Genomic DNA, 26,174 nt, shown 5'->3' with positions numbered 1-26,174 from the left:
GATTCTCCATGACACAGCAAGTGAGTGACAGCCGGCCGGGCGGCCGCCTCAATACGGCGGTTTTCCATGGTTCGGTGGCCGGCATACTGATATTTCTGATTTATGCGATCGCCTTTACCGACCATGCCACGGCGTTCTTCAACGCCGGGCTGGACTGGATTGGCCAGACCTTTGGCTGGTATTACATGCTGGCCATCGTCGTCTACCTGGTATTTGTACTGGCGGTTGGTGCCTCGCGCTTTGGCAAGATACGGCTGGGCCCGGATCACTCGCGACCGGAATTTTCGCTGCTATCCTGGTCGGCCATGCTGTTTGCTGCCGGCCTTGGCGGAGCCATTCTGTTTTTTGTGGTTTCCGAGCCGCTGACACATTATCTCAATCCACCGGTCGGTATCGGAGGTGGGGCGGAGGCTCATCGTCGTGCCATTGTTCAGACCTTTATGCACTGGGGGATCTCGGGCTGGGGCGTGTATGTGCTGATGGGCTTGGCGTTGGCCTATTTCAGCTATCGTCACCGCTTGCCGCTGGCCATCCGTTCCACCCTCTATCCCCTGCTGGGCAAGCGCATCTACGGACCGGTAGGTGACGCCGTCGATATTACGGCCGTGCTGGCTACCGTGTTTGGCATTGCCACCGCCTTGGGCATTGGCGTGATGCAGATGAACTACGGGCTGTCCTATCTGTTTGATGTGCCTGAGGGGCTGACGGCACAGGTGCTGCTGATTGCGCTGGTGGTGACCCTGGCGACCCTGTCGGTGGTGAGCGGGGTAGACAAGGGCATACGCCGGCTGTCCGAGTTCAACCTGCTGATGGTGGCCGCCGTGGTGTTATTTGTGCTGCTGCAGGGAGACACCCTGATGTTGCTCAATGCCCTGGTGATGAATGTGGGTGACTATATTGCCGCACTCACCGGCAAAAGCTTTGAAACCTATGCCTATAATTCCGAGGCTCAGGGTTGGTTCAGTGGCTGGACTGTGTTCTTCTGGAGCTGGTGGATTGCCTGGGCGCCGTTTATCGGCCTGTTTCTGGCGCGTATTTCCCGTGGTCGCACCATTCGCGAGTTTGTCGCCGGCGCTCTGTTTATTCCGCTGATTTTTGTGATGGTGATGATGTCCGTGTTTGGCAACAGCGGTATCAACCTAGTGGAGCAGGGGCTGGTGGTACTGGGAGAGCAGGCGGTCAACATGCCGCAGGCCAGCATTTATACCTTCCTCGAACAGCTGCCCTGGGTGGGGCTCACCGCCAGCCTGGTGACCCTGCTGAGTATTATCTTCTTTGTGACCTCGGCCGATTCCGGCGCCCTGGTGTTGTCCAACTTCACCTATATACTGCGCGATGTGAATCATGATGCGCCGGTTCGCCTGCGCATTTTCTGGTCGGTGTTGATTGGTCTGATCACCCTGGCTCTGCTGATGGCCGGCGGTCTGCGAACGCTGCAGAGTGCAGTGGTGATCAGTGCACTGCCATTTTCGGCGGTTATCTTTCTGGTGATATTTGGCCTGTACCGCTCGCTGAGGATAGAAACCGGCAAGCTGGAAGCACGCCAGCAGGCGGTGACCGGTAATGGTGCTGCTCTTGACTGGCGTGAACGGCTTGATCGCACCCTGGACGGAGCCACCCATGATCGGGCCGAGGCCACCATACGCCACGCCATTCGCCCGGCCCTGACCGAGCTGGTTGAAGAGCTGACATCGCGTGGTCAGCAAGCCAGCCTCACCGAGCGGGAAACCGGTGAAGCACAGTTGCCGTGTCCCATGTTGCGGGTCGACTTTGAGGGGGCGCCGAGCTTTAGCTACGAGATCCGCACCCGGCGTATGCAACCACCGAGTTTTCTGCCTGCGGATGATGACTACTATCTGCGCCTCGATGTGCACCTGGCCGATGGTAGTGTGGGACAGGATCTGAATGGCTATACCCGGCTGCAGGTCGTCCATGATGTGCTGAACGAGTTTCAGCAGCACCTGAGTTTCCTGACCGAAGCGGGTTTGGCGGGGCATCTGGGGGCGATTCCCGACCATGAAATGGAAAGGGAGCTGCTCACCGCCACCCGCAGCGCGACTGGCCATGACACAACAGGTGAACACCAGGAGCAACCAGTGTAAAGACAACGGCCAGGGTCTCACCGACCTGGCCGTTTTTGCTGGGGTTCACCATTCCTTTGTTACGGTATATCGCCGTTTCTGCCTGCGACCGCCGGCACTCTTTTGCCATTCAGTCAATCCTTGTTGCTGTCTTAAATAATTTAATGCATTTGCCTTGGTATTCATCGTTTGAGAATGACGGGGACGCAAGATAGTTTTTTGATGTTTTCTTCCGTTTTTATGCTCAAGCAATTTACATCAAGGACATGTGATAATAGGGAGATATCCATGGATATGTTTTCTGTCGGTATAGCGGTCAGTATTTTGCTATACGTTCTGGTCGGCAATTATGCCGGCCGTAAAGTGAAAGGACTGGATGATTATTTTGTTGCCGGCCGGCGCTCGCCGACCTTGCTGATTGTCGGCACTCTGGTGGCCAGTTTCCTGAGCACCAATGCATTTTTGGGAGAAACCGGCTTTGCCTACGAAGGTTATGGCTTCCTGTTGTTGGTGCTGATTGCCATCAATACCACGGGCTATGTTGTCGGCGCGCTATTCTTTGGTCGTTTTGTGCGCCGTAGTGGAGCGCTGACTCTGCCTGAGTATTTTGGCCGGCGCTTCAATAGTCGCAGGGTACAGGTGGTCACCGGTATCACCATTGTGGTGGGGCTGGCGGCCTATCTGCTGGCGGTGACCCAGGGGGCTTCGCTGATTATCTCCGAGGTGGTGGATATTCCCTATGGCTTGACCCTGCTGATTGTCTGGCTGGGATATACCCTGTTTACCCTGTACTCCGGCTCTCAAGGGGTCGTCATCACGGATACACTGATGTTCCTGTTGTTTACGGTCGTGGCCTTTCTGGCACTTCCTTACATCGTCGATGGTTCCGGAGGCTGGTTCGACACCATTCAGGCCCTGGCCACCTACGAGGCGAAACCGGATATCATCGCCTGGCATGGGGTCAACGGTGACGGGGCCTACTGGAGCACACCGGGTGAGGCGCTGATCTGGGCCCTTATCCTGGGTGTGTCCTGGGCGACGGTGCTGGCGGTCAGCCCGTGGCAAACCAGTCGTTACCTGATGGCGCGTAATGAACATACAGTGATCCGTTCGGCTTGCATCTCAGGTGGCATACTGATGCTGCTTTATATCGCACTGGTGGTGAGCGGGGCGGCGATCAACCTCGATAACCCAAATATCGAGACCTCCAACAAGGCCATTATCTGGGCCGCGATGAACATGATGCCGACCTGGCTGGGAGTATTGCTGATGGCCGGCCTGATGGCGGCAGCGTTGTCTTCGGCATCTACCTTTTTGTCCTTGATCGGTTTTAGCGTCAGTCACGATATCGTCCGGTTCAAGGGGCGGACGGACGCATCCAGCCTGCGTATCACACGCTGGACCATGTTGGTTGTCGGTCTGATCGTGCTGGTGCTGGCGTATGCGCAGCCCCCGGCGGTGATGTGGATTACCTATTTTGCCGGCACGTTGTTCGCGTCGTCCTGGGGACCCGTGGCCTTTATGAGTATCTGGAGCCGGCATATTACCGAAGCCGCCGCCTTCTGGGGCATTCTTGCCGGTTTTATCGGAAATATTGCCGCCAAGTTGCTGAGTAAATTCGGTGTGCTCGAGCTGCCGGTATATCTGGACCCCTTTATCGTTGGCCTGGTACTCAGTATTGCCACCATTATGCTGATTTCCCGCATGACGCGGGTCAGCCAGCAGGAATCCGATTACCGCCTTCAGATTCACCGCACCCCGGCGTCGGAGTTCGATGCCGGCGAACTCAGGCAGACGCTGGTATGGTCAAAGGCTCTGATGGTGCTCGGGGTGGCGACCTCAGTATTCCTGGTAGTGATGTATGCGCTGCCTTACGGCAACGCCGTGGGGGGCTGATATTCGGCCTTTTGCAAACAAGGAGAAAACTGATATGAGCGGTGAACTACTGTTATCGATCGGCTTTGGTCTGTCCATGTTTATGGTGGGAGCCCTGGCGCACTGGCAGGTCAACAAGGCGTATTCCAGAGTCATGGCCGAGAAGCCTGAAGTCACGGTGATGTCGAGGAGAAATGGCAAGTCATTGACCTGAGAACATAACGGGCCTGAATGAAATACGAATCCCCCGGCCACGCCGGGGGACCCGACATAGCCTGCAGTGCCTGAGCAGTCGCTGTTAGCGCGTCCTGTCTTCTATTCCGCTGGGGCGCGGCACTCCATTCCTCAAGCTCTCAGTTCTTTATGTTTGAATTGAATTTACCTGCCTGTTTAGCCCCCATTGTGTTTATTTCAGATGTAGCCGGTTGGTGATAAGCCACATGTTCACTCTTCGATGCTCCTTTCTGGAGTGTCTTGCCTACCCGTCATATGGCGGCCTAATACCAACGCCTGAGCGCCAGACCCTGACCTTCGACACACCCACGTCATGGGGCATCCGTATTACCGCTATGACACGCATCCGGCTAAGTCAAAGCCTGAAAATGCCTTAACTTTTTTAACTCATTTGCCCAGATATTCATCGTTTGAGCGTGCGCTTTGGGGCGAGCTACAGTGACCCCAGTTCAAGGACGTAACGTCTTGGTAACATCCGGCGTGTTGGACGATCAGGTTTAGGCCGGAACAGTTTATCTACCGACAGGAGAGTAATGATGGGCGTATATATTTCCGATGCAGAGATCCAGGTGGCCAAAGGCCGATATGACGAAGCCGATCCAAATGCGTCTTTTACCCTGAATGCCCAGTGCTATACCGAACAGAAGTTTCTGGATCTGGAGCGTGAAACGATTTTCCACCGTACCTGGCAGTGGGTATGTCATATGGAGAAGGTGCGTGAGCCGGGTGCCTACTATGTCGCGGATGTGCAGGGACGAAGCATTGCCGTAGTGCGCGATCGCAGCGGTGAATTGCGTGCCTTCTACAATGTGTGCAAGCACCGGGCGCACCACCTGCTCGAGGGAGAAGGCAAGGCCCGGGTCATGACCTGCCCGTACCACGCCTGGAGCTACAACCTGGATGGCAACCTGCGCAATGCGCCGCACACCGACAGCCTGATTGATTTCAACAAGGGGGATATCTGCCTGGATCAGGTCAAGGTTGAGGAGTTCTGCGGCTTTATCTATGTGAACCTCGACCCCGAGGCGAAATCACTGGCAGAACAGACCGGTAACCTTGCCACTGAAATTAATGAGTTTGCCCCTGATATCAAGGATCTGACCCTGGCCCGCCGGCTGACCTTCGATATCAAGTCGAACTGGAAGAATGTGGTCGACAACTTTCTGGAGTGCTACCACTGCCCGACGGCGCATAAGGATTTCTGCACCCTGCTGCAGTTTGATACCTACAAGGTGACCACCCATGGCATCTATTCCAGCCATATGGCCAAGGGCTCCAAGGGGGAGAACAGCGCCTACAGCGTCGAGGGCGGTAGCTGCGACGACCATGCGGTCTGGTGGTTGTGGCCCAATACCTGCCTGATGCGCTACCCCGGGCGCAATAACTTCCTGGTGCTCAATATCATCCCCGTGGGGCCGGACCACACCATAGAAACCTACGACTTCTATTTCGAAACGGCGGAGCCGACCGAACAGGAAGAAGAAGCGATCAAATACATTCGCGATGTCCTGCAGCAGGAGGATATCGATCTGGTCGAAAGCGTGCAGCGCGGAATGAGCACACCGGCCTTTGAAAGCGGCCGTATTGTCAATGATCCCGCTGGCTCCGGTCTGAGTGAGCATGCGCTGCATCATTTTCATGGTCTGCTGCTTGACGCCTACAAACAGGCCGTCAGGTAACGTCAATTACTGGTTTTCCTGGAGGGGATGTCCTCCAAGTTTATTCTGAATATCCAAACATGAGGTGATATATGGCTCAGGGACAGCTGCGGGGCAAGGTGGCACTAGTAACAGGTGGTCGCGGTGGTATCGGTCGCGGGATCTGTGAACGCTTTGCCAATGAAGGGGCAACGGTAATTGCCGCGGATATTGCACAGGGAGAAGGCGCACTGCCGGAGGCGGTCTGCTTTGAACGGCTGGATGTGACCAATGAAGACAATGTTCACGCACTGATGGCAAAGGTGGGAGAGAAATACGGCCAGCTGGATATCCTGGTGAATGCCGCCGCCATTGAAATCGAGAAAACCATTGAAGAAACCTCTCTCGACGACTGGAACCGTATTTTCTCGATCAACGTGACTGGCATGTTTCTGGTCTGCAAGTATGCGGTGCCGCTAATGCGCCGGGCTGGTGGTGGCTCCATTATCAACTTTGGCTCCTACGACGGTTTTATCGCCGATCCGAGCCTGGCCGCCTATTGCGCTACCAAGGGTGCGGTGCATGCCCTGACCAAGGCCATGGCCTGCGATTACGGCCCCGAAAACATCCGGGTCAACGCGGTCTGCCCGGGTTTTATCGATACCCCTATGCTGCAAAGCTTTTTTGGCAGCTCCGGCAATATCGAGAGCCTCAAGGAAGAGGTGCGCCGCATTCACCCCATGCGCCGTTACGGCACGCCGGCCGACATTGCCAGCCTGGTCAACTGGCTGGCGGGGGACGAATCCGTCTATGCCAGTGGCCAGCTGTGGGTTCTGGATGGCGGCCTGACCGCGCAAGTTCAGCAAATGCGTCTGTAAGGGAGAAGAGCCATGTCCAAGAGCGTCATTATTACCTGTGCGGTCACCGGTGGCATCCATACTCCGACCATGTCCAAACACCTGCCGATCACACCAGATCAGATAGCGGCTGAGTCCATTGCGGCGGCCGAGGCGGGGGCGTCCATCATTCATCTGCATGCCCGTGATCCGGAAACCGGCCGGCCAACACCGGATCCGAAGGTGTTCATGCAGTTTCTGCCGGTGATCAAGAACCACTGCGATGCGGTCATCAATGTCTCTACCGGGGGCGGCCTGGGCATGACCCTGGAGCAGCGGCTGGAAGCGGCGCTGGTCACCCGCCCCGAGATGGCGTCGCTGAATGCGGGATCGATCAACTTCGGTATTTTCCCGCTGCTGCAGAAACACAAGGAATGGCAGCATGACTGGGAACCCGAGTTCCTCGACATGACCCGTGACTTTGTGTTCAAGAACACCTTCAAGGATATCGAGTACACCCTGCGTGAGCTGGGCGAGACCCATGGCACCCGCTTCGAGTTCGAATGTTACGACCTGGGCCACCTCTATAACCTGGCCTATTTCGTCGACAAGGGGCTGATCAAGCCGCCGTTCTTCATTCAGATGATCTACGGCATTCTCGGTGGCGTGGGGGCGGATCCCGACAACATGACCCATATGCACAGCATCGCCAAGAAGCTGTTTGGCGATAGCTTCGAGTGGTCGGTGCTGGCGGCCGGGCGCAACCAGATGTCGTTCGCCACCCAGTCCGCCATCATGGGGGGTAATGTGCGGGTCGGCCTGGAAGACAACCTGTATATCGGCGCCGGTCAGCTGGCGGCCTCCAATGCAGAGCAGGTCAAAAAGATCCGCCGTATCGTCGAAGAGCTGGGTCTGAAGGTCGCCACCCCGGATGAGGCGCGTGAAAGGCTGGGGCTCAAGGGCAAAGACCAGGTCGGTTTTTGATTGGCACTAACGGGAGTCGGAACATGCAAATAAAAAATCTGATCAATGGCGAACTGGTGGCCGGTGACGGCGAGATCGTACGGGTGCTTAACCCGGCAACGGAAGAGGTGATTGTCGAGATCGCCGAGGCCACCCCGGAACAGGTGGCTGCTGCGGTGGCGGCGGCGAAGGCGGCCTTTCCCGCCTGGTCCAGCACCACCCCCGCAGAGCGTGCGGCGCACCTGCTGGCCCTGGCCGATGCGCTGGAGGCACGGCTGGATGAGTTTGCGATGCTGGAGTCGCTCAACAACGGCAAGCCGCTGGCGTCGGCGAAGGCGGATGAAATGCCGCTGATCATCGATGTGTTCCGCTTTATGGCCGGCGCCGCCCGCAGCATGAGCGGCTCGACCGCCGGGGAGTATGTACAGGGCTTCACCTCCATGATCCGCCGCGACCCCGTGGGGGTGGTGGGCTCCATCGCCCCCTGGAACTACCCGCTGATGATGGCAGCCTGGAAGATAGCCCCGGCGCTGGCCGCGGGCTGTCCGCTGGTACTCAAGCCGTCACAGATGACGCCGCTGACCACCCTGCGCCTGGCCGAACTGGCCGCAGAGATCTTCCCCAGGGGCGTGGTCAATGTGGTTGCCGGCCGCGGCTCGACCACAGGTAATGCCCTGATCAACAACCCGGATCTGGAGCTGGTGTCGCTGACCGGCGGGCCCGAGACGGCCAGCCGGATTCTGGAAGCTTCAGCGCGCAATATCATGCATACCCACATGGAGCTTGGTGGCAAGGCGCCGGTACTGGTGTTCAATGATGCCGATGTGTCGGCGGCTATCGAGACATTGCGGGGGGCCGCCTTCTTCAATGCCGGGCAGGACTGTACCCAGCCCTGTCGCTTCTATGTGGAAGACCGCATCTACGACAACTTCGTGGCGGAGATGGCGCAGGCGGTTTCGTCCATCAGGGTGGGTCAACCGAATGACGGCAGCACGGAAATGGGACCTGTGATCTCGGGCCGACACCTGGATCATGTGGCTGGCTTTGTGGAGCGGGCGCGGGAGCTGGCCCACACCGAGGTGGTGACCGGCGGGTACCGGTTGCAGGACAAGGGGTTTTTCTATGCCCCAACCGTGATTGCCAATGCGCGCCAGCAGGACGAAATCGTGCAGAAGGAGGTCTTCGGGCCGGTGATCTCCATCACCCCGTTCAGCGGCGTGGAGCAGGGCATTACGCTTGCCAACGACAGCGAGTTCGGTCTGGCGTCGTCCATCTGGACCCAGAATACGGGCAAGGCGATGAAGGTGGCTGCCGCGCTGCGCTGCGGCATTACCTGGGTCAATACCCATGGGGTGGCGACCTCGGAAATGCCCCATGGCGGCATGAAGGCCTCGGGCTATGGCAGTGACATGTCGGTGTATGCCCTGGAGGGCTATACCTCGGTGCGTCACGTACAGATTGCCCATCTGTAACAGCAGCCTGGCCCGGTCGCAGCCGGGCCTGAATCAAGGAGAGGTGACGCCCATGCGCAACCCCATTACACCGCTGGACAAACAACCGCTGATCGTGCGCGCCGTGAAGGATGAAGCCAGAAATATACGCAGCGTCGAACTGGCGCTGGAAAGCGGCGAAGCCCTGCCGCCGTTCGAGGCGGGGGCGCACCTGGCCATGCACCTGGACAATGGCCTGACCCGGCAGTACTCGCTCTATGATCGGCCCGGTATTCGTCACAGCTATCGCGTGGCCGTGCTCAAGGATCCTGCCAGCCGCGGTGGCTCCCGCTTTATGCATGAACTCAAGGTGGGTGACCGGATCAGTGTCAGTGGTCCCGTCAATCATTTCCCGCTGGCCAAGGAGGCAGCTTCGTCGCTGCTGATTGCCGGCGGTATCGGGGTGACGCCGATATTGTCGATGGCGCTTGCACTGCATCACGTTGGCAGCCCCTTTCAGATGCACTACTGCGCCCGCCATGCGGAGGATGCGGCCTTTGTCGACTGGCTGAAAAACGCAGCGCCCTTCGGCGACCGGGTGCAGCTGCATTTTGATGGCGGTGATCCCTCCAAGGGGCTGGATCTGCGCGCACTGCTGGCCGAAGTGGTGCCGGGGCGGCACCTGTATTGCTGTGGTCCGGGCGGGTTGATGGATGCCGTTGAAGCCGCATCGTCCCACTGGCCGGCCGGGACCGTGCATTTCGAGCGCTTCAAGGCATCCCCTGTGGTTACCGGCGAGAACCGGCCGTTCCGTATCTATCTCTGCCGTTCGAAGATGGAGCTGGAGGTACCGGCCGAGAAAACGGCACTCAAGGTGCTGAAAGAAAACGGGTTCGATATCGACACCATCTGTGAAGAGGGGGTCTGCGGCTCCTGCCTGACCGATGTGCTGGAAGGGGAGCCCGAGCACCGGGATCAGATCCTGACCGAAGATGAAAAAAGCATGAATGACGTGATGGCGGTTTGCTGCTCGCGAGCCAAGTCCGATCGTCTGGTACTCGATCTTTAATGGAGATAACCATGTCTTCCCTGGAAGGAAAAGTTGCAATTGTTACCGGCGGTGGCCGGGGTATCGGCCGTGCCGTGGTGGATCGTTATGTTGCCAACGGTGCTCGAGTGCTGAGCTGCGGCAGGGGCGAGCGCCCGGCGGATCTGCCCGAGGCGGTGAGCTGGGTGCAGGCGGATCTGTCACGGTTGGAGGATGTAAAGCGGGTGCGCAGCGTCGCGCTCGAGACCTTCGGCCAGGTGGACATTCTCGTCAACAACGCCGGAGTGCAGGTAGAAAAGACGGTGACCGAGACCACGGATGACGACTGGGAGCTGGTGATGGGAGTCAATGCTAAGGCGGTATTCCTGTGCTGTCGCGAGCTGATCCCGGATCTGGGCCACGAGGGAGCGGGGGTCATTATCAACCTGGGCTCCATCAGCGCCAACGTGTCGGATCCCAGCATGGCCATCTACAACGCCTCCAAAGCCTTTGTGCACGGTCTGACCCGCTCGATTGCGGTGGACCACGGCAAGGACGGTGTGCGCTGCAATGCCATCTGCCCGGGCTGGATCATGACCGAAATGGCCGAGGCGGGCTTCGATCTGGCGGTCAACCCGGAGGCCGCCAAACGCGATGCACTGGCGCGCCATTCGGTGGGGCGTTTTGGCAAGCCGGAAGATGTCGCCGGTCTGGCGCTCTGGCTGGCGTCTGACGATGCGGCCTATGCCAGCGGACAGATGTTCGTGATGGACGGCGGACTGACGGCAGCATCGCCGCTGCAGCCCGGCCTGTTTTAAGTCGTCCGGTCGTGTCTACCGGTTAAATATTGACGTGTGAATGGCTGTTTTAAGAGAGGTAGCAAATGAACAAGCGGGTTGATTTTCCTCGGGAGGTAAAGGTGGCGGCCATTCTGGGTGCCGGCACCATAGGCGCCAGCTGGACCGCCCTGTTTCTGGCGGCGGGGCTGGAGGTTGATGTCTATGATCCTTCCGAAAACGCCGAGGCCTTCGTGCGTGATTATGTGGAGCATGCCTGGCCGAGCCTGGCGCGGCTGGGGCTGACGGTCAATGGTGCCATGGATCGGGTGCGCTTCTTCCGCACCCCGGAGGAGGCGGTAGTCAGGGCCCAGTTTGTACAGGAAAGTGTGCCCGAGCGCATCGAAATCAAACACGATTTGTATGCCCGTATCGAGCCGCACCTGCGCGCCGATGCCATTGTCGCCTCCAGTGCGTCCGGCCTGCTGGTAAAAGAGATGCAGGATGGCTGGAAAAAACCCGGCCGCTTTATCCTGGGCCATCCCTTCAATCCGCCTCACCTGATCCCGCTGGTGGAGCTGCTGGGCAACGACAAGACCGACGGCGGCGTGCTGGAGCTGGCCGAGCAGTTCTATGCGGCCTGCGGCAAGGTGACGATTCGGGTCAACAAGGAAGTACCCGGGCATGTGGCCAACCGGCTGCAGGCTGCTCTGTGGCGTGAGGCGATTCACCTGGTGGTGGAAGGGGTCGCCAGTGTTGAAGACGTGGACAAGGCGGTCTATGCCGGGCCCGGGCTGCGCTGGTCGGTCATGGGGCCACACATGCTGTTCAACCTGGGCAGTGGCGGCCACGGACTGGGCGTGTTCTGCGAGCGTTTCGGGCCTTCTTTCCACCGCTGGTGGGATGATCTGGGCGATCCGCGACTGACCCCCGAGGTGATAGAGCAACTGCTGTCCGGGGTGCAGGCTGAGGAGAACGGCCGAAGCTTTGATTCGCTGGCCTATGAGCGTGACAGCAAAATAGTGGAGGCCAGCCGGGCCATACAATACGCATTGCAGACAGATGCTCACGAGCAAACTTCCAAGGCTCGGCTGGTCACTGCCCGCTAGGGCAAATTACTGGTTGTGATGGATTGACAGACAGGCCGGCGATCAATAGCCGGCCTGTTTATTCAGGCACCGTCAACAGGAGCACAGAAGACAAACCAGGAATCAACGGAGGTATGGCGCTACCGATAGTACCAGTTGCCAACAACAGACTTCACATTACGCAAAGGATGGATTCTTATGACAGATGTTAAACCCCGGGAAGTGGGTGGGTTCCATATCAATTCGACTATCTTCTACGGTTCATTGTCCGGTGTAGTCTTTTTTCTTCTATACGCCATTTTATATACCGACCAGGCCGCGCAGGTGTTCAGTGAAGGGCTGGCCTGGGTCAACCATACCTTCGGCTGGTATTACATGCTGGCCACCGTGGCCTATCTGGTGTTTATTCTGTATATCAGCCTGTCTCGCTTCGGCAAGGTGCGTCTGGGTACCGATGACGCCAGGCCCGAATTTTCATTGATCTCCTGGGCCGCCATGCTGTTTGCCGCCGGCATCGGGATTGACGTGCTGTTTTTCAGTGTCGCCGAACCCTTGTCGCATTACCTGCTTCCCCCCGAACTTGCGCCTGAAAGCCGAGAGGCTATACGCCACGCCGTGCCCCAGACCTTCTTCCACTGGGGGCTGACCGGTTGGGCCATGTATGCACTGATGGGGGCGGCGCTGGCCTATTTCAGCTATCGTCACAAGCTGCCGCTGGCCATTCGCAGCACGCTGTTTCCACTGCTCGGCAAGCGTATCAACGGACCCATCGGTTACCTGGTGGATATTGCCGCCGTGATCGGCACCGTCTTCGGTATCGCCACCAGCCTCGGGATAGGCGTCATGCAGCTGAACTATGGCCTAGGCATCATGTTCGGCTTGCCCGAGAACCTGACGAATCAGGTTTTCTTGATTATCGCCGTGGTCATTATCGCGGCCTTTTCTGCCATGAGCGGCGTGGACAAGGGTATTCGCCGGTTATCCGAAGTCAACATGCTGCTGGCCACTGGATTATTGCTGTTCGTGCTTTATCAGGGTAATACTCTGGGGCTGCTGGACACGCTGGTGTTGAATATCGGTGATTATGTCACAGACTTTGTGGCGCTAAGCTTTAATACCTACGCGCTTTCCGGTGAGCAGGCTCAGCAATGGAAAGGCTGGTGGACGGTGTTCTTCTGGTCTTGGTGGATCGCCTGGACCCCGTTTATCGGCATGTTTTTGGCGCGAATTTCAAAGGGGCGCACCCTGCGAGAGTTTGCCATTGGGGCCCTGCTGATCCCCCTTGGTTTCATGATAGCCTGGATGTCGGTATTCGGAAATTCGGGCATTGAGCTGGTTGCCAGCCAGGGTCTGAAGGCGCTGGGCGAACAGGCATTGAACAGCCCACAGAGCACCATTTATACCTTGTTGGAGCAATATCCCTATGTGGGGCTGACCACGGCGGTTGTGCTGGTACTCGCAGTGCTCTTCTTTGTGACGTCGGCCGACTCCGGTGCACTGGTGCTGGCAAATTTCACTTCGGTCTTGCCGGGAGCCGACAGTGATGCTCCAGCTTATCTGCGTGCGTTATGGGCGGCCATTATCGGTGCCGTTACCATAGTGCTGCTGCTGGCCGGTGGCCTGAATGCTCTGCAAAGTGTGGTAGTCATAGCGGCGTTGCCGTTTTCCTTGGTCTTGTTTGCCAGTATCGCGGGGTTATACAAGGCGCTGGCACGGGAAGTGGACGGGCAGGTGATACCGAAGAGGCAAGCGATGGCCTTTGGGGAGGACTGGCGCCAGAGGCTGCATGCCACACTGAAACGAGGGGGCAAGGTTGAGATCACCGGATTTCTGAATAACACGGTACGCCCAGCGGTAGAGATGTTTGCTCAGGAGCTCAGGGAGAATGGCAAAACGGTAACCGTTGAGCAGCAGAATATTGACTCGAATGGCGCTTGTCTGACATTAAAAGTGCAGTGGCGCGATGAACTTTATTTTGTCTACGAAATCAGGCCGCAACCTCTGTTTCTGTGTCATGAGCCATTGTCGGACACTCGGTCCACGGAGGTGGCATTGAGGGTGTTTCTGGCGGGTGGTAAAGAGGGCAGCTGCTTGGCCGGTTATCAGTTTGATGATGTGCTGCATGACCTGGTGTTCGAGTTCGAGCACTTTGTCCAGATACAGGCTTTGACCAGCAATGATAACGATCCCGGGTATACGATTGTTCCGGACGGAAGATTGCCTGACATGGCGTGAATGAGAATACCTAATCCGCCTCAATGGCTAAAAAGGAACAGGCATAACCTGATGTTGCATCAGGTTATGCTTTTTTTTGGGGGGGCAGCGGCGACTTTCGTCAGGATGACAGTCTGAACAAAGGTTTAATCTGATTGGTATGACTCAGCACCTGAGAGCAGCAATGGGTACTGGCATCGTGAGAGTGGTAGTGGGCCGAGTGTGGGCCCATTGCTGATGTAGTGTGGGCGAACAGCCCTTGAAGTATTTCCGGAGTCAGCAAGGTATGAGCACTTGCATACAAGAAAGCCCCTTGTTGCGGGGCTTATTGTGTGTGTAAAAGAGCGGCCGGATGATAAAAAATATCGGAGTGGTAACGACTCAGGGGCGCTCTATGGCCATGGCCACGCCCTGGCCGCCGCCGATGCACAGGGTAGCCAGCCCTCGGCTGGCATTACGCCGTACCAGCTCATGTACCAGGGTGACCAGCACCCGGCAGCCCGAGGCCCCGATGGGATGACCGAGGGCAATGGCGCCGCCGTTGACATTGACACGCTCCGGATCCCAGCCCAGCTCTCTGCCTACCGCCAGGGCCTGGGCGGCGAAAGCCTCGTTGGCTTCAATCAAGTCTAACTGCTCCAGGGGCCAGCCCGCTTTTTCCAAGCAGCGACGGGTAGCCGGCACCGGTCCTATGCCCATGATGGTGGGCTCCACACCGGCGCTGGCACAGGCACTGACTCGGGCCAGCACCGGCAAGCCCATAGCCCGAGCCCGGTTGGCGCTCATCAGCAGCACGGCGGCGGCTCCGTCATTCAGGCTGGAGGCATTGCCGGCGGTAACACTGCCGTCCTTGCGAAAGGCAGGCCGCAGCGTGGCCAGAGATTCCGGAGTAATACCGGGGCGGGGCTGCTCATCGGTATCAAACAGCAGGGGCTCACCCTTACGCTGGGGGATGGTCACCGGACAGATTTCCTGGCGGAAACGGCCACTTTCGATCGCGGCCATGGCCTTTTGCTGGGAGGCGGCGGCAAAGGCATCTTGTTGCTCGCGGCTGATGCTGTATTTCTCCACCAGGTTTTCGGCCGTGATGCCCATGTGAATGTCGTTAAAGGCATCCCACAGGCCGTCCTGGATCATGCTGTCAACCAGCTCGGCATGGCCCATACGCAGGCCTGTTCTGGCCTTGGGCAGCACGTAAGGGGCCAGGCTCATGTTTTCCTGGCCGCCGGCGATCACGATGTCGGCATCACCGCAACGAATGGCCTGGCTGGCCAGTTGCAGTGCCTTGAGCCCGGATCCGCAGACCTTGTTCAAGGTCATGGCCGGCACAGTGACCGGCAGGCCAGCTGCAATGGCTGCCTGGCGAGCGGGGTTCTGGCCGACGCCGGCGCTCAGTACCTGTCCGAGAATGATTTCATCCACATCAGTCGGATTTACACTGGTCTGCTCCAGCAGATGACGGATAACAATGGCGCCCAACCGATGGGCTGGAATGTTGGCCAATGCCCCCTGAAAGCTGCCGATAGGCGTACGGGTGGCGGCAACGATAACAACGTCTTGCATAATGCTCTCCTAGATCATGTTAGTTAGCGAAGGTCATTTCCGGTACATGGTCGGGCACGATCAGCTTGCCGGCGGTTTTGGTCTTGATCTCTTCCACACTGACACCCGGTGCCCGCTCGCGCAGAATAAAAGCGCCATCGGCGATCTCCAGGTAGGCGAGATCGGTGAGTACCCGCTTGATGCAGCCGGCGCCGGTCAATGGCAGGGTGCAGTGAGGGAGCAGCTTGGACTCTCCGCCTTTTGACGCATGGGTCATGGTGACGATGATATTGTCGGCACCCGCCACCAGATCCATGGCGCCGCCCATGCCCTTGATCAGCTTGCCCGGGATCATCCAGGAGGCAATGTTGCCGTTGACGTCCACCTCAAAGGCACCCAGCACGGTCAGATCAACATGCCCGCCGCGGATCATGGCGAAAGACTCAGCCGAGTTAAAAATGGAAGCGCCAGTGCGCGCGGTGACCGTTTGTTTGCCGGCGTTGATCATATCGGCGTCCAACTCTTCCTCGGTAGGAAAGGCGCCCATGCCGAGCAGGCCGTTTTCGGACTGAAGCATGACTTCCATGCCTTCAGGGACATAGTTGGCCACCATGGTGGGGATGCCGATGCCCAGATTGACGTAAAAGCCGTCCTGCAATTCGCGGGCGACACGCTGGGCCATTTGTTCGCGGGAAAGTGCCATGTTATTGCCTCTTTTACTGATTCAATGGATAGATGCCGGCATCCTGCTGGCTCAGCCACGCAGGGTTCGCTTTTCGATACGCTTCTCGAACTTGCCGCAGATAATGCGATCCACATAGATACCCGGGGTATGGATCTGGCTTGGCTCCAGCTCGCCGGGCTCGACAATTTCCTCGACTTCGACCACGGTGATTTTGCCGGCGGTGGCGGCCAGGGGGTTGAAGTTCTGTGCGGTATGGCGGTAGACCACGTTGCCGAAATGATCGGCTTTCCAGCCCTTGACGATGGCAAAATCGCCGGTAATGGCCTGCTCAAAAATGTGGGGACGAGCATTGAACTCGCGTACTTCCTTGCCTTCGGCAACCAGCGTGCCGTAACCGGTGGCGGTATAGAAAGCGGGAATGCCGGCACCGCCAGCGCGCAACTTTTCGGCCAGTGTGCCCTGAGGCGTCAGCTCCACTTCCAGCTCACCGTTAAGCAGTTGCTGCTCAAACAGTGCATTTTCTCCCACGTAGGAAGAGATCATTTTGCGGACTTGCCGGTCTTCCAACAGGATACCGAGACCAAAGCCGTCTATTCCGCAGTTGTTGGAGACCACGGTCAGCTCCCGGGTCCCCTTGCGTTTGATCTCGGCAATCAGGTTTTCGGGGATACCGCACAAACCAAATCCACCGGCCAGAAGAGTCATGCCATTCTCAAGGCCTTCAAGGGCTTCTGCATAGGAGCCCACTCGCTTATCGAAACCTGCCATACCATTTCCTCTTTTTATGTACTTTCGGACTGATGTAAAAGAGTATCTTGTTAGGTTATTAATTTGTTAAGTTTGTTTTTTTCATTGATTGATTGGTTTATTAAAACAGTCTACTGGCGAGTGAGAGTGCTATCTCTGGCGCCAACGAAAGGGAGTTCATTGATTCCATGACGGCAAAGCAACTTCGCGCCTTTATCGCGGTAGCGCAAACCCTGAATTTCGCCCAGGCCTGTGAGCGGGTACACCTGTCCCAGTCGGCACTGAGCCTCAATATCAAGGCATTGGAAGACAGCCTGGGGGGACGGCTGTTCAGTCGTACCACCCGACATGTGCGTCTGACCCCTGAAGGGGAGGCATTGCTGCCATTGGCGCGGCGCCTGATGGCTGAGTGGGACAATGTGCAGGATGAACTGCGCCAGCGTTTCACCCTGCGTCAGGGGCGGGTAGCCATAGCGGCCATGCCGTCCTTTGCCGGCAACCTGCTGCCTGCGCTGTTGCGGGATTTCCGGAACCGTTATCCGGATATCAATGTAACTGTAAACGATGTGATCAACGAGCAGGTCATTGAGATGGTGCAGGACTGCTACGTTGAACTGGGGATTGCCTTTGAGCCCGCCCCATCCATCAGCCTGCACTTTACTCCCCTGTACCTGGATCGGTTCGTTGCCGTGGTACCGGCTGAGTCAGTGCTGGCTAGGCTGCAGGTCGTTGGCTGGCAACAGTTGCTGGAGCACCCCTTTATTTCGTTGCAACGGCCGTCGGCGGTACGTCTGATGCTGGAGCAGCATCTGCGGGAGTGGAAACTGACCTTGCCGGTTGCCTTTGAAAGCCACCAGTTTTGGCCACAGTAGGTCGTATGGTAGGGGCTGGGCTCGGGGTCAGTGCGGTACCGGCACTGTGCATCGAGCAGATGCACGAACTAGGGGCGCGCTGTGTGCCGTTGCATGATCCGGTAATCGAAAGACAGGTCGGTATTCTGACCAAGACGGAGCACGAATTATCTATGGCCGCCCAGGCACTTCACGACACACTGGTTGCTTCATCGGTTCCACCTTTGGGTTAAACTGGCACGAGCTTGCCAGACCAGTATTAAGGAAAAGATGGCAAATCATATTTGGCTGAAGGTATTCCGTATCGCCACAGCTGCAGCCTGAAAAAGTGGGCCGGCGATATTTAAATAGCTGTTCCGAATAGTGGTTAACAGGAGGAAGGGAGCTCAGTTTATTTGTGTGATCTGATCGGTCGGCAAACAAAACCAACTCTACATCCAAAGGACTGAGCTCAGACCTATCTTACCATCCCTGTATTGCCGAGAGTGACTTCGAATATACAAGATTATTCAGACTGCCCGCGACAAGCCTGATGCTGCAAAAAGTTTATAACCTACTTTTTTGATACTTCCTTGTATAACTATGTAATCATGTCTAGGAATGGCGCTGTTATTGTTTTGTTTAGGGGGGGGTTGTTTTTAATCTTCTTGCATGCTTTTCTTGAATCCTTGAATAGCACTGCCCAGATCACTCCCCAAACTTCGCATTTTCTTTGAGCCAAATAACAGTACTAGGATTAATGCCACGATGATAAGTTGCCATATACTGATGCCACCCATTCCCATTGCTACCTCCGTCTAAATAGTCGAGAGTTATTCTCAGATCATGCAACAGGGTAAATGACCCTGGTGCCTTATCAATACCGTCTCAGGTTACGATAGGTTGTGATGTCATCGGCCAGAACTTGCCCCTATCATTCTGGCCGATTTCATCTGTGATTTACTCTATGTCTTCATAGGGCAGGCCGACATAGTTTTCCGCAATGGTCTTGCGGCCGGCTTCCGAGCCCACGAAATACTCCAGCTCGGTCTGCAGCATGCGCTTGGTAAAGGCATCGTTCTCCGGAAAATCATGCAGCATGCTGGTCATCCACCAGGAGAAGCGCTCCGCTTTCCAGATGCGGCGCAGACATACCTCTGAATATTTTTCCAGCAAATCGGTGCGCCCTTCCCGGTAGACCTTGACCAGGATGCGGAACATGGTATTCACGTCACTGGCGGCCAGGTTCAGGCCCTTGGCGCCGGTAGGTGGCACTATGTGAGCGGCATCGCCCAGCAGGAAGAGGTGGCCGTACTGCATGGGCTCCACCACGAAACTGCGCAGGGGGGCGATGCTTTTCTCCAGCGATGGGCCGGTAACCAGTTTGGCCGCCTGCTCGGCGGGAAGCCGGCTGCGCAGCTCTTCCCAGAAACGTTCATCGGACCAGTCTTCCACTTTTTCGGTGGCCGGCACCTGAACATAGTAACGGGTACGGGTGGACGAGCGCATGCTGCACAGGGCAAAGCCGCGCTCATGGCGGGCATAGATAAGCTCTTCGTGTACCGGAGGGGTGTCTGCCAGCAGGCCCAGCCAGCCAAAGGGATAGACCCGTTCAAACTCGGTCAGCACGCCTTCAGGAATGGATTTGCGGGAAACACCGTGGAAGCCATCGCAGCCGGCGATGTAGTCACAGTCCAGACGATGGCGCTCGCCGTTGTGATCAAAGGTGATGTAGGGTGCACTGGTTTTGAGATCGTGCAGCGCTACATTGCTGGTCTGGTAAAAGCTTTTTCCGTTGCCGGCGGTGCGGGCTTCCATCAGATCGCGGGTGACCTCGGTTTGGCCATAAACCATTACGGTCTTGCCACCGGTCAGCGTTTTAAGATCGATATGCTCGAGACGATCATCCAGCGCCAGCTCAAAGCCTTCGTGGATAAGCCCTTCCTGCTCCATGCGTTCATTGACGCCGGCTTCTCGCAGCAGATCCACCATGCCTTGCTCCAAAACGCCGGCGCGGATGCGACCCAGTACATATTCGGGCGTCTGGCGTTCCAGAATGACATTGTCGATCCCTGCCTTGCTCAGTAGTTGACCGAGCAGCAGACCGGACGGGCCGGCTCCAATAATGGCAACCTGGGTTTTCATCACTTCCTCCACAGCCGGCAAGGCGGCTTCTCCTTGTATTGTTGATAAATTGTATTTTTGGTTATTCAAAGGTGAACAAGAAGGGACGTAATAAGTTTATAATTGGACTTTTTAAAACAAGAGGAGCTCTTGTGAGCGAGATCCCGATTTTCCAGCTGTATGGTGAACAGGCCCCTTGGGCGGCCCCCGATATGCTGCACTATGAGTCGATTGCTCAGCGCAGCCGCTTGCATGACTGGGAGATCAAACCCCACCGGCACGGCGATCTCTACCAGTTGCTTTATGTGCACCAGGGGGAAGTCGAGCTGAATATTGAAGGTGATATCAGGGTTATGAGAGAGGGGGCGTTGCAATGGGTTCCTCCCCTGTGCGTGCATGGCTTTCGCTTTTCTCCGGATGTGACCGGCGGCGTACTGACCCTGGCGGTGCCGCTGGTCAGCCAGTTTGAGCAGTCACTGAATATGCCCCTGGCCTTTGGCAGCGTGTCGCTTTGCATGGAGCCAGGAGAGGACGCAGTCTTGCTACATTCCTTGTTTGAAGGGTTGGCCCGGGAATACCATCATCATTTGCCCGGGCGGCAATTGGCGCTGGCGTCCTGGGTTAACCTGTTGCTGACCTGGTTACAGCGCAAGGGTCTGGAGCGGGACAATGGCGAAGAGCTTGTTACCAGAAAGCACAAAATATTTTTCCGCTTTTCCCGGCTGGTGGAAGAGCACTACGCACAGCAATGGCCGGTGCAGAAGTATGCCGAAACGCTGGGGATTTCTGTCACTTACCTCAACACCCTCTGCCGTCGTTTGGGCGGGCAGAGTGCATTGCAGTTTATCCATCAACGGCTGTTGCTTGAAGCCAAACGCAGCTTGCTCTACACCGCCATGACGGTCAGCCAAGTATCCGATCTGCTGGGGTTCAGTGAACCAGCCTATTTTTCCCGTTTTTTCCGTCGTCTGGCCGGGACCTCGCCCAACACCTTTCGACAGGCGGGCATCGCGCAGTTCGACTCCGTTTCCGACGAGGAAAAAGCAGGGCCACTCCGCTGAAGGAGTGGCCCTGAAAGCAGAATATATCAGCTCGGGAGGGTCAGAAGATCTTGGTCAGGCCGATACGGAACAGATCACCCTCGGTGGTATTGTCTACCCGATATTCATTGAGATAGGCGCCGGTCATGCCAAAGCCCAGGCTCGGCCAGAAATAGCCCACTTCCAGGCCCAGGGCGTGTTTTTCCACCTTGCCCGGCAGGGCATCGCCACCGGTATTTTCGTCCAGCTGCCAGCCATCGTAGCCAATCAGTCCCAACTCAACGCCGTTGTTTAGGCGCTTGCCCAGGCCCCACTCCACCAGAAAGCTGTCGCCCCGGTCGACGCCGTTGTCGTCATCGAAGTTGATCTCGTAGCGGGACAATGCCGAGAACGACCAGGTTTTGGCGGCGTCCGGGTAGAAGGTGCCGCCCAGGGTGATCATGGTGCTCTTGTAGCCCTTGCCGGCGGAAGCGGGCTCGGAGGTGCTGCCGGTATCGAACCAGACCCCGGAGGCGAACACCGCATCCCATTGCTGACCGTGCCAGCCCAGGATCAGAGGGCCGATAAAAATATCGCCTATTTCGGTTTCGCTGCTGTCGACCCCGATCAGCTCAAAGTCCAGGGAGGTGTGCTGGACGGGAATTATGGTTTCAAAGCCGTAGTCGGCGTTCAGAAACTGCTTGCCGGTGATATGAATAAAGCGGTTGGCCAGCGCGGTCACCGAGCCGGTGTTGCTGCCAGGCAGGGCGTCGCCGTTGTCGTCGTTAAGCTGGTCAATATCGTAATGTACCCCATAGCCCCGGTAATAGGTGCCGGCGGGGGGCACAGAAGAGCCCTTGATCCCTTCCACACCGGGCACATAGTGGCCGGTGACCGCCAGGGTAGCGGGTGAGATCAGTAGCAGACTGGCGGCCAGGGTCAGCGCCCGGCGAGGGTTGAAGGCAGTCCGGACAGTTAAACAAGTCATACAGCAGTCCTTTGGTTAAATCACGGCGGGCGGTGGCCCGCCGGTGGTGAATGATGATCAGAGCAGGCCCAGGGCCAGCACCGGAAACAGAATAAGCAGCAGCAGTCGCATCAGATCCGATAACACAAAGGGCAGGACGCCTTTGTAAATCTGGCCTATCGGCACCTCGGGGGAGACGCTCTTGATCACGAACACGTTCATACCCACCGGTGGTGTCATCAGTCCCAGCTCCACGGTGATCACTGCCACAATGCCGAACCATACTGGATCGAAGCCGGCACTGAGGATCAGCGGCATCACCACCGGCACCGTCAGCAGCAGCATGGCGATGCTGTCCATCACGCAGCCGAGCAGTACGAACAACAGCAGCACGGCAAACAGCACCGCATAGGGGGACAGCTGCCATTCGGCCACCAGCTCCACCAGAAAAAACGACAGGCGGGAGACCGACAGAAAATAACCAAAGATCTCGGCACCGACGATCATGAAGAAAATCATCGCCGACAGCGCCAGGGTCTCCGACACCGCCTCCATCAGACCGCGCCAGCGCATGCCACGTACCAGGGCGATGATCAGGGTGATGCCGGCACCGATGGCGGCGGCCTCGGTGGGAGTGAACAGGCCGCTGTAAATGCCACCGATAATCAGCGCGAACACCAGCATAAAGGGTAAAAAGCCGCGCATATCCTGCAGTTTCTGGTTCCAGGCGGTGGCGGTGCCGGGTTGGGCCAGATGGGGGTAGCGGAACACCAGCAGGGCGATGGTGGCGCAATACAGCACCAGGCCCAGCAGGCCGGGCAGCAGGCCGGCGATAAACATGTCACCCACCGATTGCTCGGTGATCAGCGCATACAGCAGCAGGGCGATGCTGGGCGGAATAATAATGCCCAGGGTGCCGCCGGCGGCCAGGGTGCCGGTAGCCAGGGAGTCGGCATAGCCGTGCTTGCGCATTTCCGGCAGCGCCACCCGGGACATGCTGGCGGCGGTGGCCACCGAGGAGCCGGAGATGGCGGAAAAGGTGCCGCAGGCGGACACGGCGGCAATGGCCATGCCGCCGCGCCAGCCACCAAACAGGGAGCGGGCGGCGCTGAACAGCTCTTGGGACATGCGGGCCTTGGAGGCCAGCACCCCCATCAGCAAAAACATGGGGATGGGGCTGAAACTGTAATTGCTGAGGGTTTCAAAAGGCCCGGCTTCCAGCAGGGCCAGGGCCGGCTCAAAGGCCACGATCAGGCCAAAGCCAATCAGGCCGGTCAGGGCCATGGCCAGGGCAATGGGGCAGCGCAGGGCGATCATCACCAGCATGCCGGCCAGGCACAGTAATCCAAGCAAAGCAGGGCTCATGAGTGGTGCTCCTGTTCCGGGGCATGGGTGCCCATTACGATATTCACTCCCACCAGCAGGGCGCGCAGGGCCAGCACCGCCAGGGCCAGGGAGGCGATCTGGTAGATGGCGGACATCGGCAGCAGCAGATCCTGGGTCAGTTCACCGGTCTGGCGGGCCGAGTGAGCGGCTTCGGTAAAGCGCCAGCACCAGGCGGCGCCGAGCAGACCGAAGCCCAGGGTGTAGCCACCGGTAAAAAAGCGCAGCCGGGCGGCGTTCATCTGCTGGGTGAACAGATCCACCACTATCTGCCCCTTGTCCACCGCATGGGGAAAGGCGAGCAGCATGGAAAACAGCAGACTGAACTTGACCAGCTCAATGCCGCCCACAAAGGTCAGATCCAGCTGACCATCGGTCAGGGAAAAAAATCCCCGGGCGGCTACATCAGCGACCACTATCAGCATCATGGCAACGATCAGGACACCCCCGAGCCAGTACATCAGCAGGGCTACCCTGTCCGTCAGTCGGGTCAGGCTATTCATCAGTTGATCTCCCTAGATCAGGCGCGACAGGCGTCGGCGAGCTCAAGGGCCCGCTGGTAGACTTCATTGGCGGGCAGACGGCGTTTCTCCAGCCCCGACAAATAGGTCTGGGCGGCCTGCTCGAACACCGGCTGCCAGTCGGCCTGCTGCACCGGGATCAGCTGATGGCCGGCCTCGCTGGCTTCGGCCCGCCCGGCGTGGTCGAGATCGTCAAACACCTGCGCCAGCTTTTGTGACCATTCCTGGCCGGAGTGGTCGGCCAGCACGGCTTTCAGATCGTCCGGCATGCGGTTATAGACCCGTTTATTCATGGTGACCATAAACGACAGGGTGTAGAGGTTGACCTCGGTGTGATAACTGGCCAGCTCATTGGTGCGAAACACCTTCATGGCTTCCCAAGGAAAGGCCACGCCATCGAGCACGCCCCGTTGCAGGGACGGATAGGTCTCCGGCGCCGGCATGCCCACCGGCTGGGCGCCCTGGGACTCAAGCAGCTGGGCCACCACGGTAGTGGGCCGGCGGATCTTGAGGCCGGCCAGATCGTCCGGGGTGGTGATGGCCTGGTCCCGGGTATGCAGATAGCCGGGACCGTGGGTAAAGAGGTAGAGCACCTGGGTGTCGTCGTATTCCTTGGCGATCAGGCCCTCGTCAAAGAGCGACTGCAGTACGCAGGAGCCGTGTACCGCCGAGTCGACCATGCCGGGCAGCTCCATGATTTGGGTAAGGGGAAAGCGGTTGGCGGTGTAGCCCTGTACGGTGGCGGTAATGTCGGCGATACCCATCTTGACCCCGTCATAACTCTGCGGGGCCTTGGTCAGGGTCTGGGCCGGGTAAAACTCCACCTGCAGGCGCCCATCGGAGGCGGCCTCCAGGGACTGACCCCATTCTTCAAAGCCCTGATGAATGCCGGAGCTGGCCGGCCAGAAATGGGAGAAGCGCAGTGTGTAGTCGGCGGCCTGACTGAACGGACTGACGAGCAGGGCGCTCAGGGTCAAAGTAGCAACTTTTTTCATAGGATCCTTCCCCGCGTTGTTTTTGAAGGCACAGCGCCATCAAGTGATTCACATTTATTTTTCATTAGTGAAACAAAGTTAAAGTACCGGGAAGGAATGGGAAAATGAAAAGTCTGTCTCCTTCTATATCGTTTTGCGTATAAAGTCGGGCCAGCCCCTGGGCCGACCCGATATCGGTCAGCGTACAAACAACAGCAGGAGCGAGACACTGGCAAAGGCGCTCAGGGTGGTCAGCAACAGGGTGCCGGCGGCGAAGTATCTTTGACCGTACTGGCTGCCAATAATGGGATAGATGCTCATCATGGGCATGGCGGCCAGCAGCAGCAGCGCCAATTGCAGATCGGGATTAAAGGGCGGCAGCAGCCAGATCATCAGCCCCACCAGCAGCGGATGGACTACCAGCTTGCCCGCCATCACCGGCACCATGCCGCCTACCTTGCCCTTGAGCGGTCTGCCTACCAGAGAAGCGCCGATCACGAACAGGGCCACCGCCGCCGAGGCCCGGCCCAGCATGTCCAGGGTGGTGCCGATGGCCTGGGGCAGGCGCAGCTCGAGCAGGGCAATTAGCAGGCCGGCGAGAATGGCGATGATCATGGGGTTGCGCAGTACCCGTCTGGGCAGGGTGAGCAGCACCTTCCCCAGATACTGGCTGTCGTCCCGTGAAGAGTAAAACTCCAGCAACGCCATCGACAGGGGAATGATCAGCATGGCTTCCACCAGCATAGCCATGGCCAGGGCCTGGCCGGCCACGCTGTCCACCACCTGCAGCAGCACCGGAAAACCGAAGTAGGGGGTGTTGGGCATCACCATGCCCATGGTTTTGAGGGAAGCTAGCACCGGATCCTGTCGCAGCAGGCGAAACAGTATCAATCCGAGCCCCATCAGCAGCAAGGAGCCCAGGCCATAGGCCAGCATAAAGCCGGGCTCGATGACTTCCTCTATGCGCATTTTGCTCAGGGTGCTGAGGATCAGGCCGGGCATGGCGAAGTAGAGTACGAAACGGCCCAGGCCGGGAATGGTGTCGGCAGGGATAAGGCGCCAGCGCACGGCGCTGTAGCCCATGCCGATCAGCAGAAAGATCGGGGCGGTAATGGATATGATGGCCAGCATGGGGCAATTAATTCTCTGTGATGTATCTGTTTGATAGGTGCCCTGCGGTGCCGTGCCGCCCTAGTGAGGGGCGACGCGGCACCATGCCCG

General features: G+C 57.9%; 23 protein-coding genes and 1 pseudogene. 14 read left to right on the top strand and 10 right to left on the bottom strand.

Annotated elements, in window-relative coordinates; all coding sequences use genetic code 11:
• Window positions 1–8 precede the first annotated feature (8 nt).
• From betT (B6S08_RS03665) to betT (B6S08_RS03620), 11 genes are all read left to right on the top strand, one after another.
• On the top strand, window positions 9–2,102 hold the full coding sequence (gene betT, locus B6S08_RS03665) for a choline BCCT transporter BetT (RefSeq protein WP_094199407.1): 2,094 nt from the start codon (window positions 9–11) through the stop codon (window positions 2,100–2,102).
• Between the two features lie 267 nt (window positions 2,103–2,369).
• Entirely contained in the window at window positions 2,370–3,977 is a 1,608-nt protein-coding gene (locus B6S08_RS03660; protein ID WP_094199406.1) for a sodium:solute symporter family protein, read from the top strand.
• Between the two features lie 34 nt (window positions 3,978–4,011).
• Complete coding sequence (locus B6S08_RS18380) at window positions 4,012–4,170, top strand: hypothetical protein (RefSeq protein ID WP_169716360.1); 159 nt, start codon at window positions 4,012–4,014, stop codon at window positions 4,168–4,170.
• 553 nt (window positions 4,171–4,723) lie between these two features.
• Entirely contained in the window at window positions 4,724–5,869 is a 1,146-nt protein-coding gene (locus B6S08_RS03655) for an aromatic ring-hydroxylating oxygenase subunit alpha (protein ID WP_211284149.1), read from the top strand.
• A 71-nt stretch (window positions 5,870–5,940) separates the two neighbouring features.
• A complete protein-coding gene (locus tag B6S08_RS03650) occupies window positions 5,941–6,705 on the top strand; it encodes an SDR family NAD(P)-dependent oxidoreductase (protein ID WP_094199404.1) in 765 nt (254 codons plus the stop codon).
• 12 nt (window positions 6,706–6,717) lie between these two features.
• Window positions 6,718–7,647, top strand: a complete 930-nt coding sequence (kce, locus tag B6S08_RS03645; protein WP_094199403.1) for a 3,5-dioxohexanoate:acetyl-CoA acetone transferase — start codon at window positions 6,718–6,720, stop codon at window positions 7,645–7,647.
• Window positions 7,648–7,670: 23 nt separating this feature from the next.
• Window positions 7,671–9,098 (top strand): gamma-aminobutyraldehyde dehydrogenase, encoded by a 1,428-nt coding sequence (locus tag B6S08_RS03640; protein ID WP_094199402.1) that lies wholly within the window; start codon window positions 7,671–7,673, stop codon window positions 9,096–9,098.
• A 52-nt stretch (window positions 9,099–9,150) separates the two neighbouring features.
• Window positions 9,151–10,125: a PDR/VanB family oxidoreductase gene (locus tag B6S08_RS03635; RefSeq protein ID WP_094199401.1), complete on the top strand. Its 975-nt coding sequence runs from the start codon at window positions 9,151–9,153 to the stop codon at window positions 10,123–10,125.
• An 11-nt stretch (window positions 10,126–10,136) separates the two neighbouring features.
• Entirely contained in the window at window positions 10,137–10,901 is a 765-nt protein-coding gene (locus B6S08_RS03630; protein ID WP_094199400.1) for an SDR family NAD(P)-dependent oxidoreductase, read from the top strand.
• Window positions 10,902–10,966: 65 nt separating this feature from the next.
• Window positions 10,967–11,968 (top strand): 3-hydroxyacyl-CoA dehydrogenase NAD-binding domain-containing protein, encoded by a 1,002-nt coding sequence (locus tag B6S08_RS03625; protein ID WP_094199399.1) that lies wholly within the window; start codon window positions 10,967–10,969, stop codon window positions 11,966–11,968.
• Between the two features lie 177 nt (window positions 11,969–12,145).
• The gene (gene betT / locus B6S08_RS03620) at window positions 12,146–14,182 is read left to right on the top strand and encodes a choline BCCT transporter BetT (RefSeq protein ID WP_094199398.1); all 2,037 of its coding nucleotides are present in this window, start codon (window positions 12,146–12,148) and stop codon (window positions 14,180–14,182) included.
• A 360-nt stretch (window positions 14,183–14,542) separates the two neighbouring features.
• Here the strand turns inward: betT (B6S08_RS03620) and B6S08_RS03615 are convergent, their stop codons facing one another.
• Genes B6S08_RS03615 through B6S08_RS03605 form a run of 3 tightly spaced genes read right to left on the bottom strand, consistent with a single transcriptional unit; the run spans window position 14,543 to window position 17,156 of the window.
• Window positions 14,543–15,724, bottom strand: coding sequence for an acetyl-CoA C-acetyltransferase (locus B6S08_RS03615; protein WP_094199397.1), 1,182 nt, complete (start codon window positions 15,722–15,724; stop codon window positions 14,543–14,545).
• A gap of 19 nt (window positions 15,725–15,743) precedes the next feature.
• Window positions 15,744–16,406, bottom strand: a complete 663-nt coding sequence (locus B6S08_RS03610; RefSeq protein WP_094199396.1) for a CoA transferase subunit B — start codon at window positions 16,404–16,406, stop codon at window positions 15,744–15,746.
• A gap of 51 nt (window positions 16,407–16,457) precedes the next feature.
• Window positions 16,458–17,156, bottom strand: a complete 699-nt coding sequence (locus B6S08_RS03605) for a CoA transferase subunit A (protein ID WP_094199395.1) — start codon at window positions 17,154–17,156, stop codon at window positions 16,458–16,460.
• Between the two features lie 167 nt (window positions 17,157–17,323).
• On the opposite strand from B6S08_RS03605, the gene B6S08_RS03600 reads away from it, so the two are divergent.
• Both B6S08_RS03600 and B6S08_RS18670 read left to right on the top strand, forming a co-directional pair.
• Window positions 17,324–18,007, top strand: coding sequence for a LysR family transcriptional regulator (locus tag B6S08_RS03600; RefSeq protein ID WP_211284148.1), 684 nt, complete (start codon window positions 17,324–17,326; stop codon window positions 18,005–18,007).
• 5 nt (window positions 18,008–18,012) lie between these two features.
• Entirely contained in the window at window positions 18,013–18,219 is a 207-nt protein-coding gene (locus tag B6S08_RS18670; protein WP_211284147.1) for a LysR substrate-binding domain-containing protein, read from the top strand.
• Between the two features lie 408 nt (window positions 18,220–18,627).
• On the opposite strand, the pseudogene tatA reads toward B6S08_RS18670, so the two are convergent.
• Window positions 18,628–18,765, bottom strand: a pseudogene (gene tatA, locus B6S08_RS03595) (twin-arginine translocase TatA/TatE family subunit); the annotation flags it as partial.
• A gap of 160 nt (window positions 18,766–18,925) precedes the next feature.
• On the bottom strand, window positions 18,926–20,110 hold the full coding sequence (pobA, locus tag B6S08_RS03590; protein WP_094200530.1) for a 4-hydroxybenzoate 3-monooxygenase: 1,185 nt from the start codon (window positions 20,108–20,110) through the stop codon (window positions 18,926–18,928).
• Between the two features lie 131 nt (window positions 20,111–20,241).
• On the opposite strand from pobA, the gene B6S08_RS03585 reads away from it, so the two are divergent.
• Window positions 20,242–21,150, top strand: coding sequence for a helix-turn-helix domain-containing protein (locus B6S08_RS03585; protein ID WP_094199394.1), 909 nt, complete (start codon window positions 20,242–20,244; stop codon window positions 21,148–21,150).
• 40 nt (window positions 21,151–21,190) lie between these two features.
• Here the strand turns inward: B6S08_RS03585 and B6S08_RS03580 are convergent, their stop codons facing one another.
• The 5 genes from B6S08_RS03580 to B6S08_RS03560 form a co-directional block, all read right to left on the bottom strand.
• Window positions 21,191–22,096 carry a SphA family protein gene (locus B6S08_RS03580; protein ID WP_094199393.1) on the bottom strand — a complete coding sequence of 302 codons (906 nt, stop codon included), beginning with the start codon at window positions 22,094–22,096 and terminating at the stop codon, window positions 21,191–21,193.
• Between the two features lie 57 nt (window positions 22,097–22,153).
• Entirely contained in the window at window positions 22,154–23,440 is a 1,287-nt protein-coding gene (locus tag B6S08_RS03575; RefSeq protein WP_094199392.1) for a TRAP transporter large permease, read from the bottom strand.
• Window positions 23,437–23,961 carry a TRAP transporter small permease subunit gene (locus B6S08_RS03570; RefSeq protein WP_094199391.1) on the bottom strand — a complete coding sequence of 175 codons (525 nt, stop codon included), beginning with the start codon at window positions 23,959–23,961 and terminating at the stop codon, window positions 23,437–23,439. Before B6S08_RS03570 ends, B6S08_RS03575 begins: the two co-directional genes overlap by 4 nt.
• 17 nt (window positions 23,962–23,978) lie before the next feature.
• Complete coding sequence (locus tag B6S08_RS03565) at window positions 23,979–24,974, bottom strand: TRAP transporter substrate-binding protein (protein ID WP_094199390.1); 996 nt, start codon at window positions 24,972–24,974, stop codon at window positions 23,979–23,981.
• Window positions 24,975–25,151: 177 nt separating this feature from the next.
• Window positions 25,152–26,084, bottom strand: a complete 933-nt coding sequence (locus tag B6S08_RS03560; protein ID WP_094199389.1) for an AEC family transporter — start codon at window positions 26,082–26,084, stop codon at window positions 25,152–25,154.
• Between the last annotated feature and the right edge of the window lie 90 nt (window positions 26,085–26,174).

Origin of the sequence: Oceanimonas doudoroffii, from assembly GCF_002242685.1 — a bacterium.
Classification (GTDB): Bacteria; Pseudomonadota; Gammaproteobacteria; order Enterobacterales; family Aeromonadaceae; genus Oceanimonas; species Oceanimonas doudoroffii.
Note: the sequence above shows the minus strand (reverse complement) of the source record. Positions and strands in the feature narration are given on the sequence as shown.

Coding starts and splice junctions, on each gene's coding strand:
- betT (WP_094199407.1), top strand. CDS start 9: ATGACACAGCAAGTGAGTGACAGCCGGCCGGGCGGCCGCCTCAATACG.
- B6S08_RS03660 (WP_094199406.1), top strand. CDS start 2,370: ATGGATATGTTTTCTGTCGGTATAGCGGTCAGTATTTTGCTATACGTT.
- B6S08_RS18380 (WP_169716360.1), top strand. CDS start 4,012: ATGAGCGGTGAACTACTGTTATCGATCGGCTTTGGTCTGTCCATGTTT.
- B6S08_RS03655 (WP_211284149.1), top strand. CDS start 4,724: ATGATGGGCGTATATATTTCCGATGCAGAGATCCAGGTGGCCAAAGGC.
- B6S08_RS03650 (WP_094199404.1), top strand. CDS start 5,941: ATGGCTCAGGGACAGCTGCGGGGCAAGGTGGCACTAGTAACAGGTGGT.
- kce (WP_094199403.1), top strand. CDS start 6,718: ATGTCCAAGAGCGTCATTATTACCTGTGCGGTCACCGGTGGCATCCAT.
- B6S08_RS03640 (WP_094199402.1), top strand. CDS start 7,671: ATGCAAATAAAAAATCTGATCAATGGCGAACTGGTGGCCGGTGACGGC.
- B6S08_RS03635 (WP_094199401.1), top strand. CDS start 9,151: ATGCGCAACCCCATTACACCGCTGGACAAACAACCGCTGATCGTGCGC.
- B6S08_RS03630 (WP_094199400.1), top strand. CDS start 10,137: ATGTCTTCCCTGGAAGGAAAAGTTGCAATTGTTACCGGCGGTGGCCGG.
- B6S08_RS03625 (WP_094199399.1), top strand. CDS start 10,967: ATGAACAAGCGGGTTGATTTTCCTCGGGAGGTAAAGGTGGCGGCCATT.
- betT (WP_094199398.1), top strand. CDS start 12,146: ATGACAGATGTTAAACCCCGGGAAGTGGGTGGGTTCCATATCAATTCG.
- B6S08_RS03615 (WP_094199397.1), bottom strand. CDS start 15,724: ATGCAAGACGTTGTTATCGTTGCCGCCACCCGTACGCCTATCGGCAGC.
- B6S08_RS03610 (WP_094199396.1), bottom strand. CDS start 16,406: ATGGCACTTTCCCGCGAACAAATGGCCCAGCGTGTCGCCCGCGAATTG.
- B6S08_RS03605 (WP_094199395.1), bottom strand. CDS start 17,156: ATGGCAGGTTTCGATAAGCGAGTGGGCTCCTATGCAGAAGCCCTTGAA.
- B6S08_RS03600 (WP_211284148.1), top strand. CDS start 17,324: ATGACGGCAAAGCAACTTCGCGCCTTTATCGCGGTAGCGCAAACCCTG.
- B6S08_RS18670 (WP_211284147.1), top strand. CDS start 18,013: ATGGTAGGGGCTGGGCTCGGGGTCAGTGCGGTACCGGCACTGTGCATC.
- pobA (WP_094200530.1), bottom strand. CDS start 20,110: ATGAAAACCCAGGTTGCCATTATTGGAGCCGGCCCGTCCGGTCTGCTG.
- B6S08_RS03580 (WP_094199393.1), bottom strand. CDS start 22,096: ATGACTTGTTTAACTGTCCGGACTGCCTTCAACCCTCGCCGGGCGCTG.
- B6S08_RS03575 (WP_094199392.1), bottom strand. CDS start 23,440: ATGAGCCCTGCTTTGCTTGGATTACTGTGCCTGGCCGGCATGCTGGTG.
- B6S08_RS03570 (WP_094199391.1), bottom strand. CDS start 23,961: ATGAATAGCCTGACCCGACTGACGGACAGGGTAGCCCTGCTGATGTAC.
- B6S08_RS03565 (WP_094199390.1), bottom strand. CDS start 24,974: ATGAAAAAAGTTGCTACTTTGACCCTGAGCGCCCTGCTCGTCAGTCCG.
- B6S08_RS03560 (WP_094199389.1), bottom strand. CDS start 26,084: ATGCTGGCCATCATATCCATTACCGCCCCGATCTTTCTGCTGATCGGC.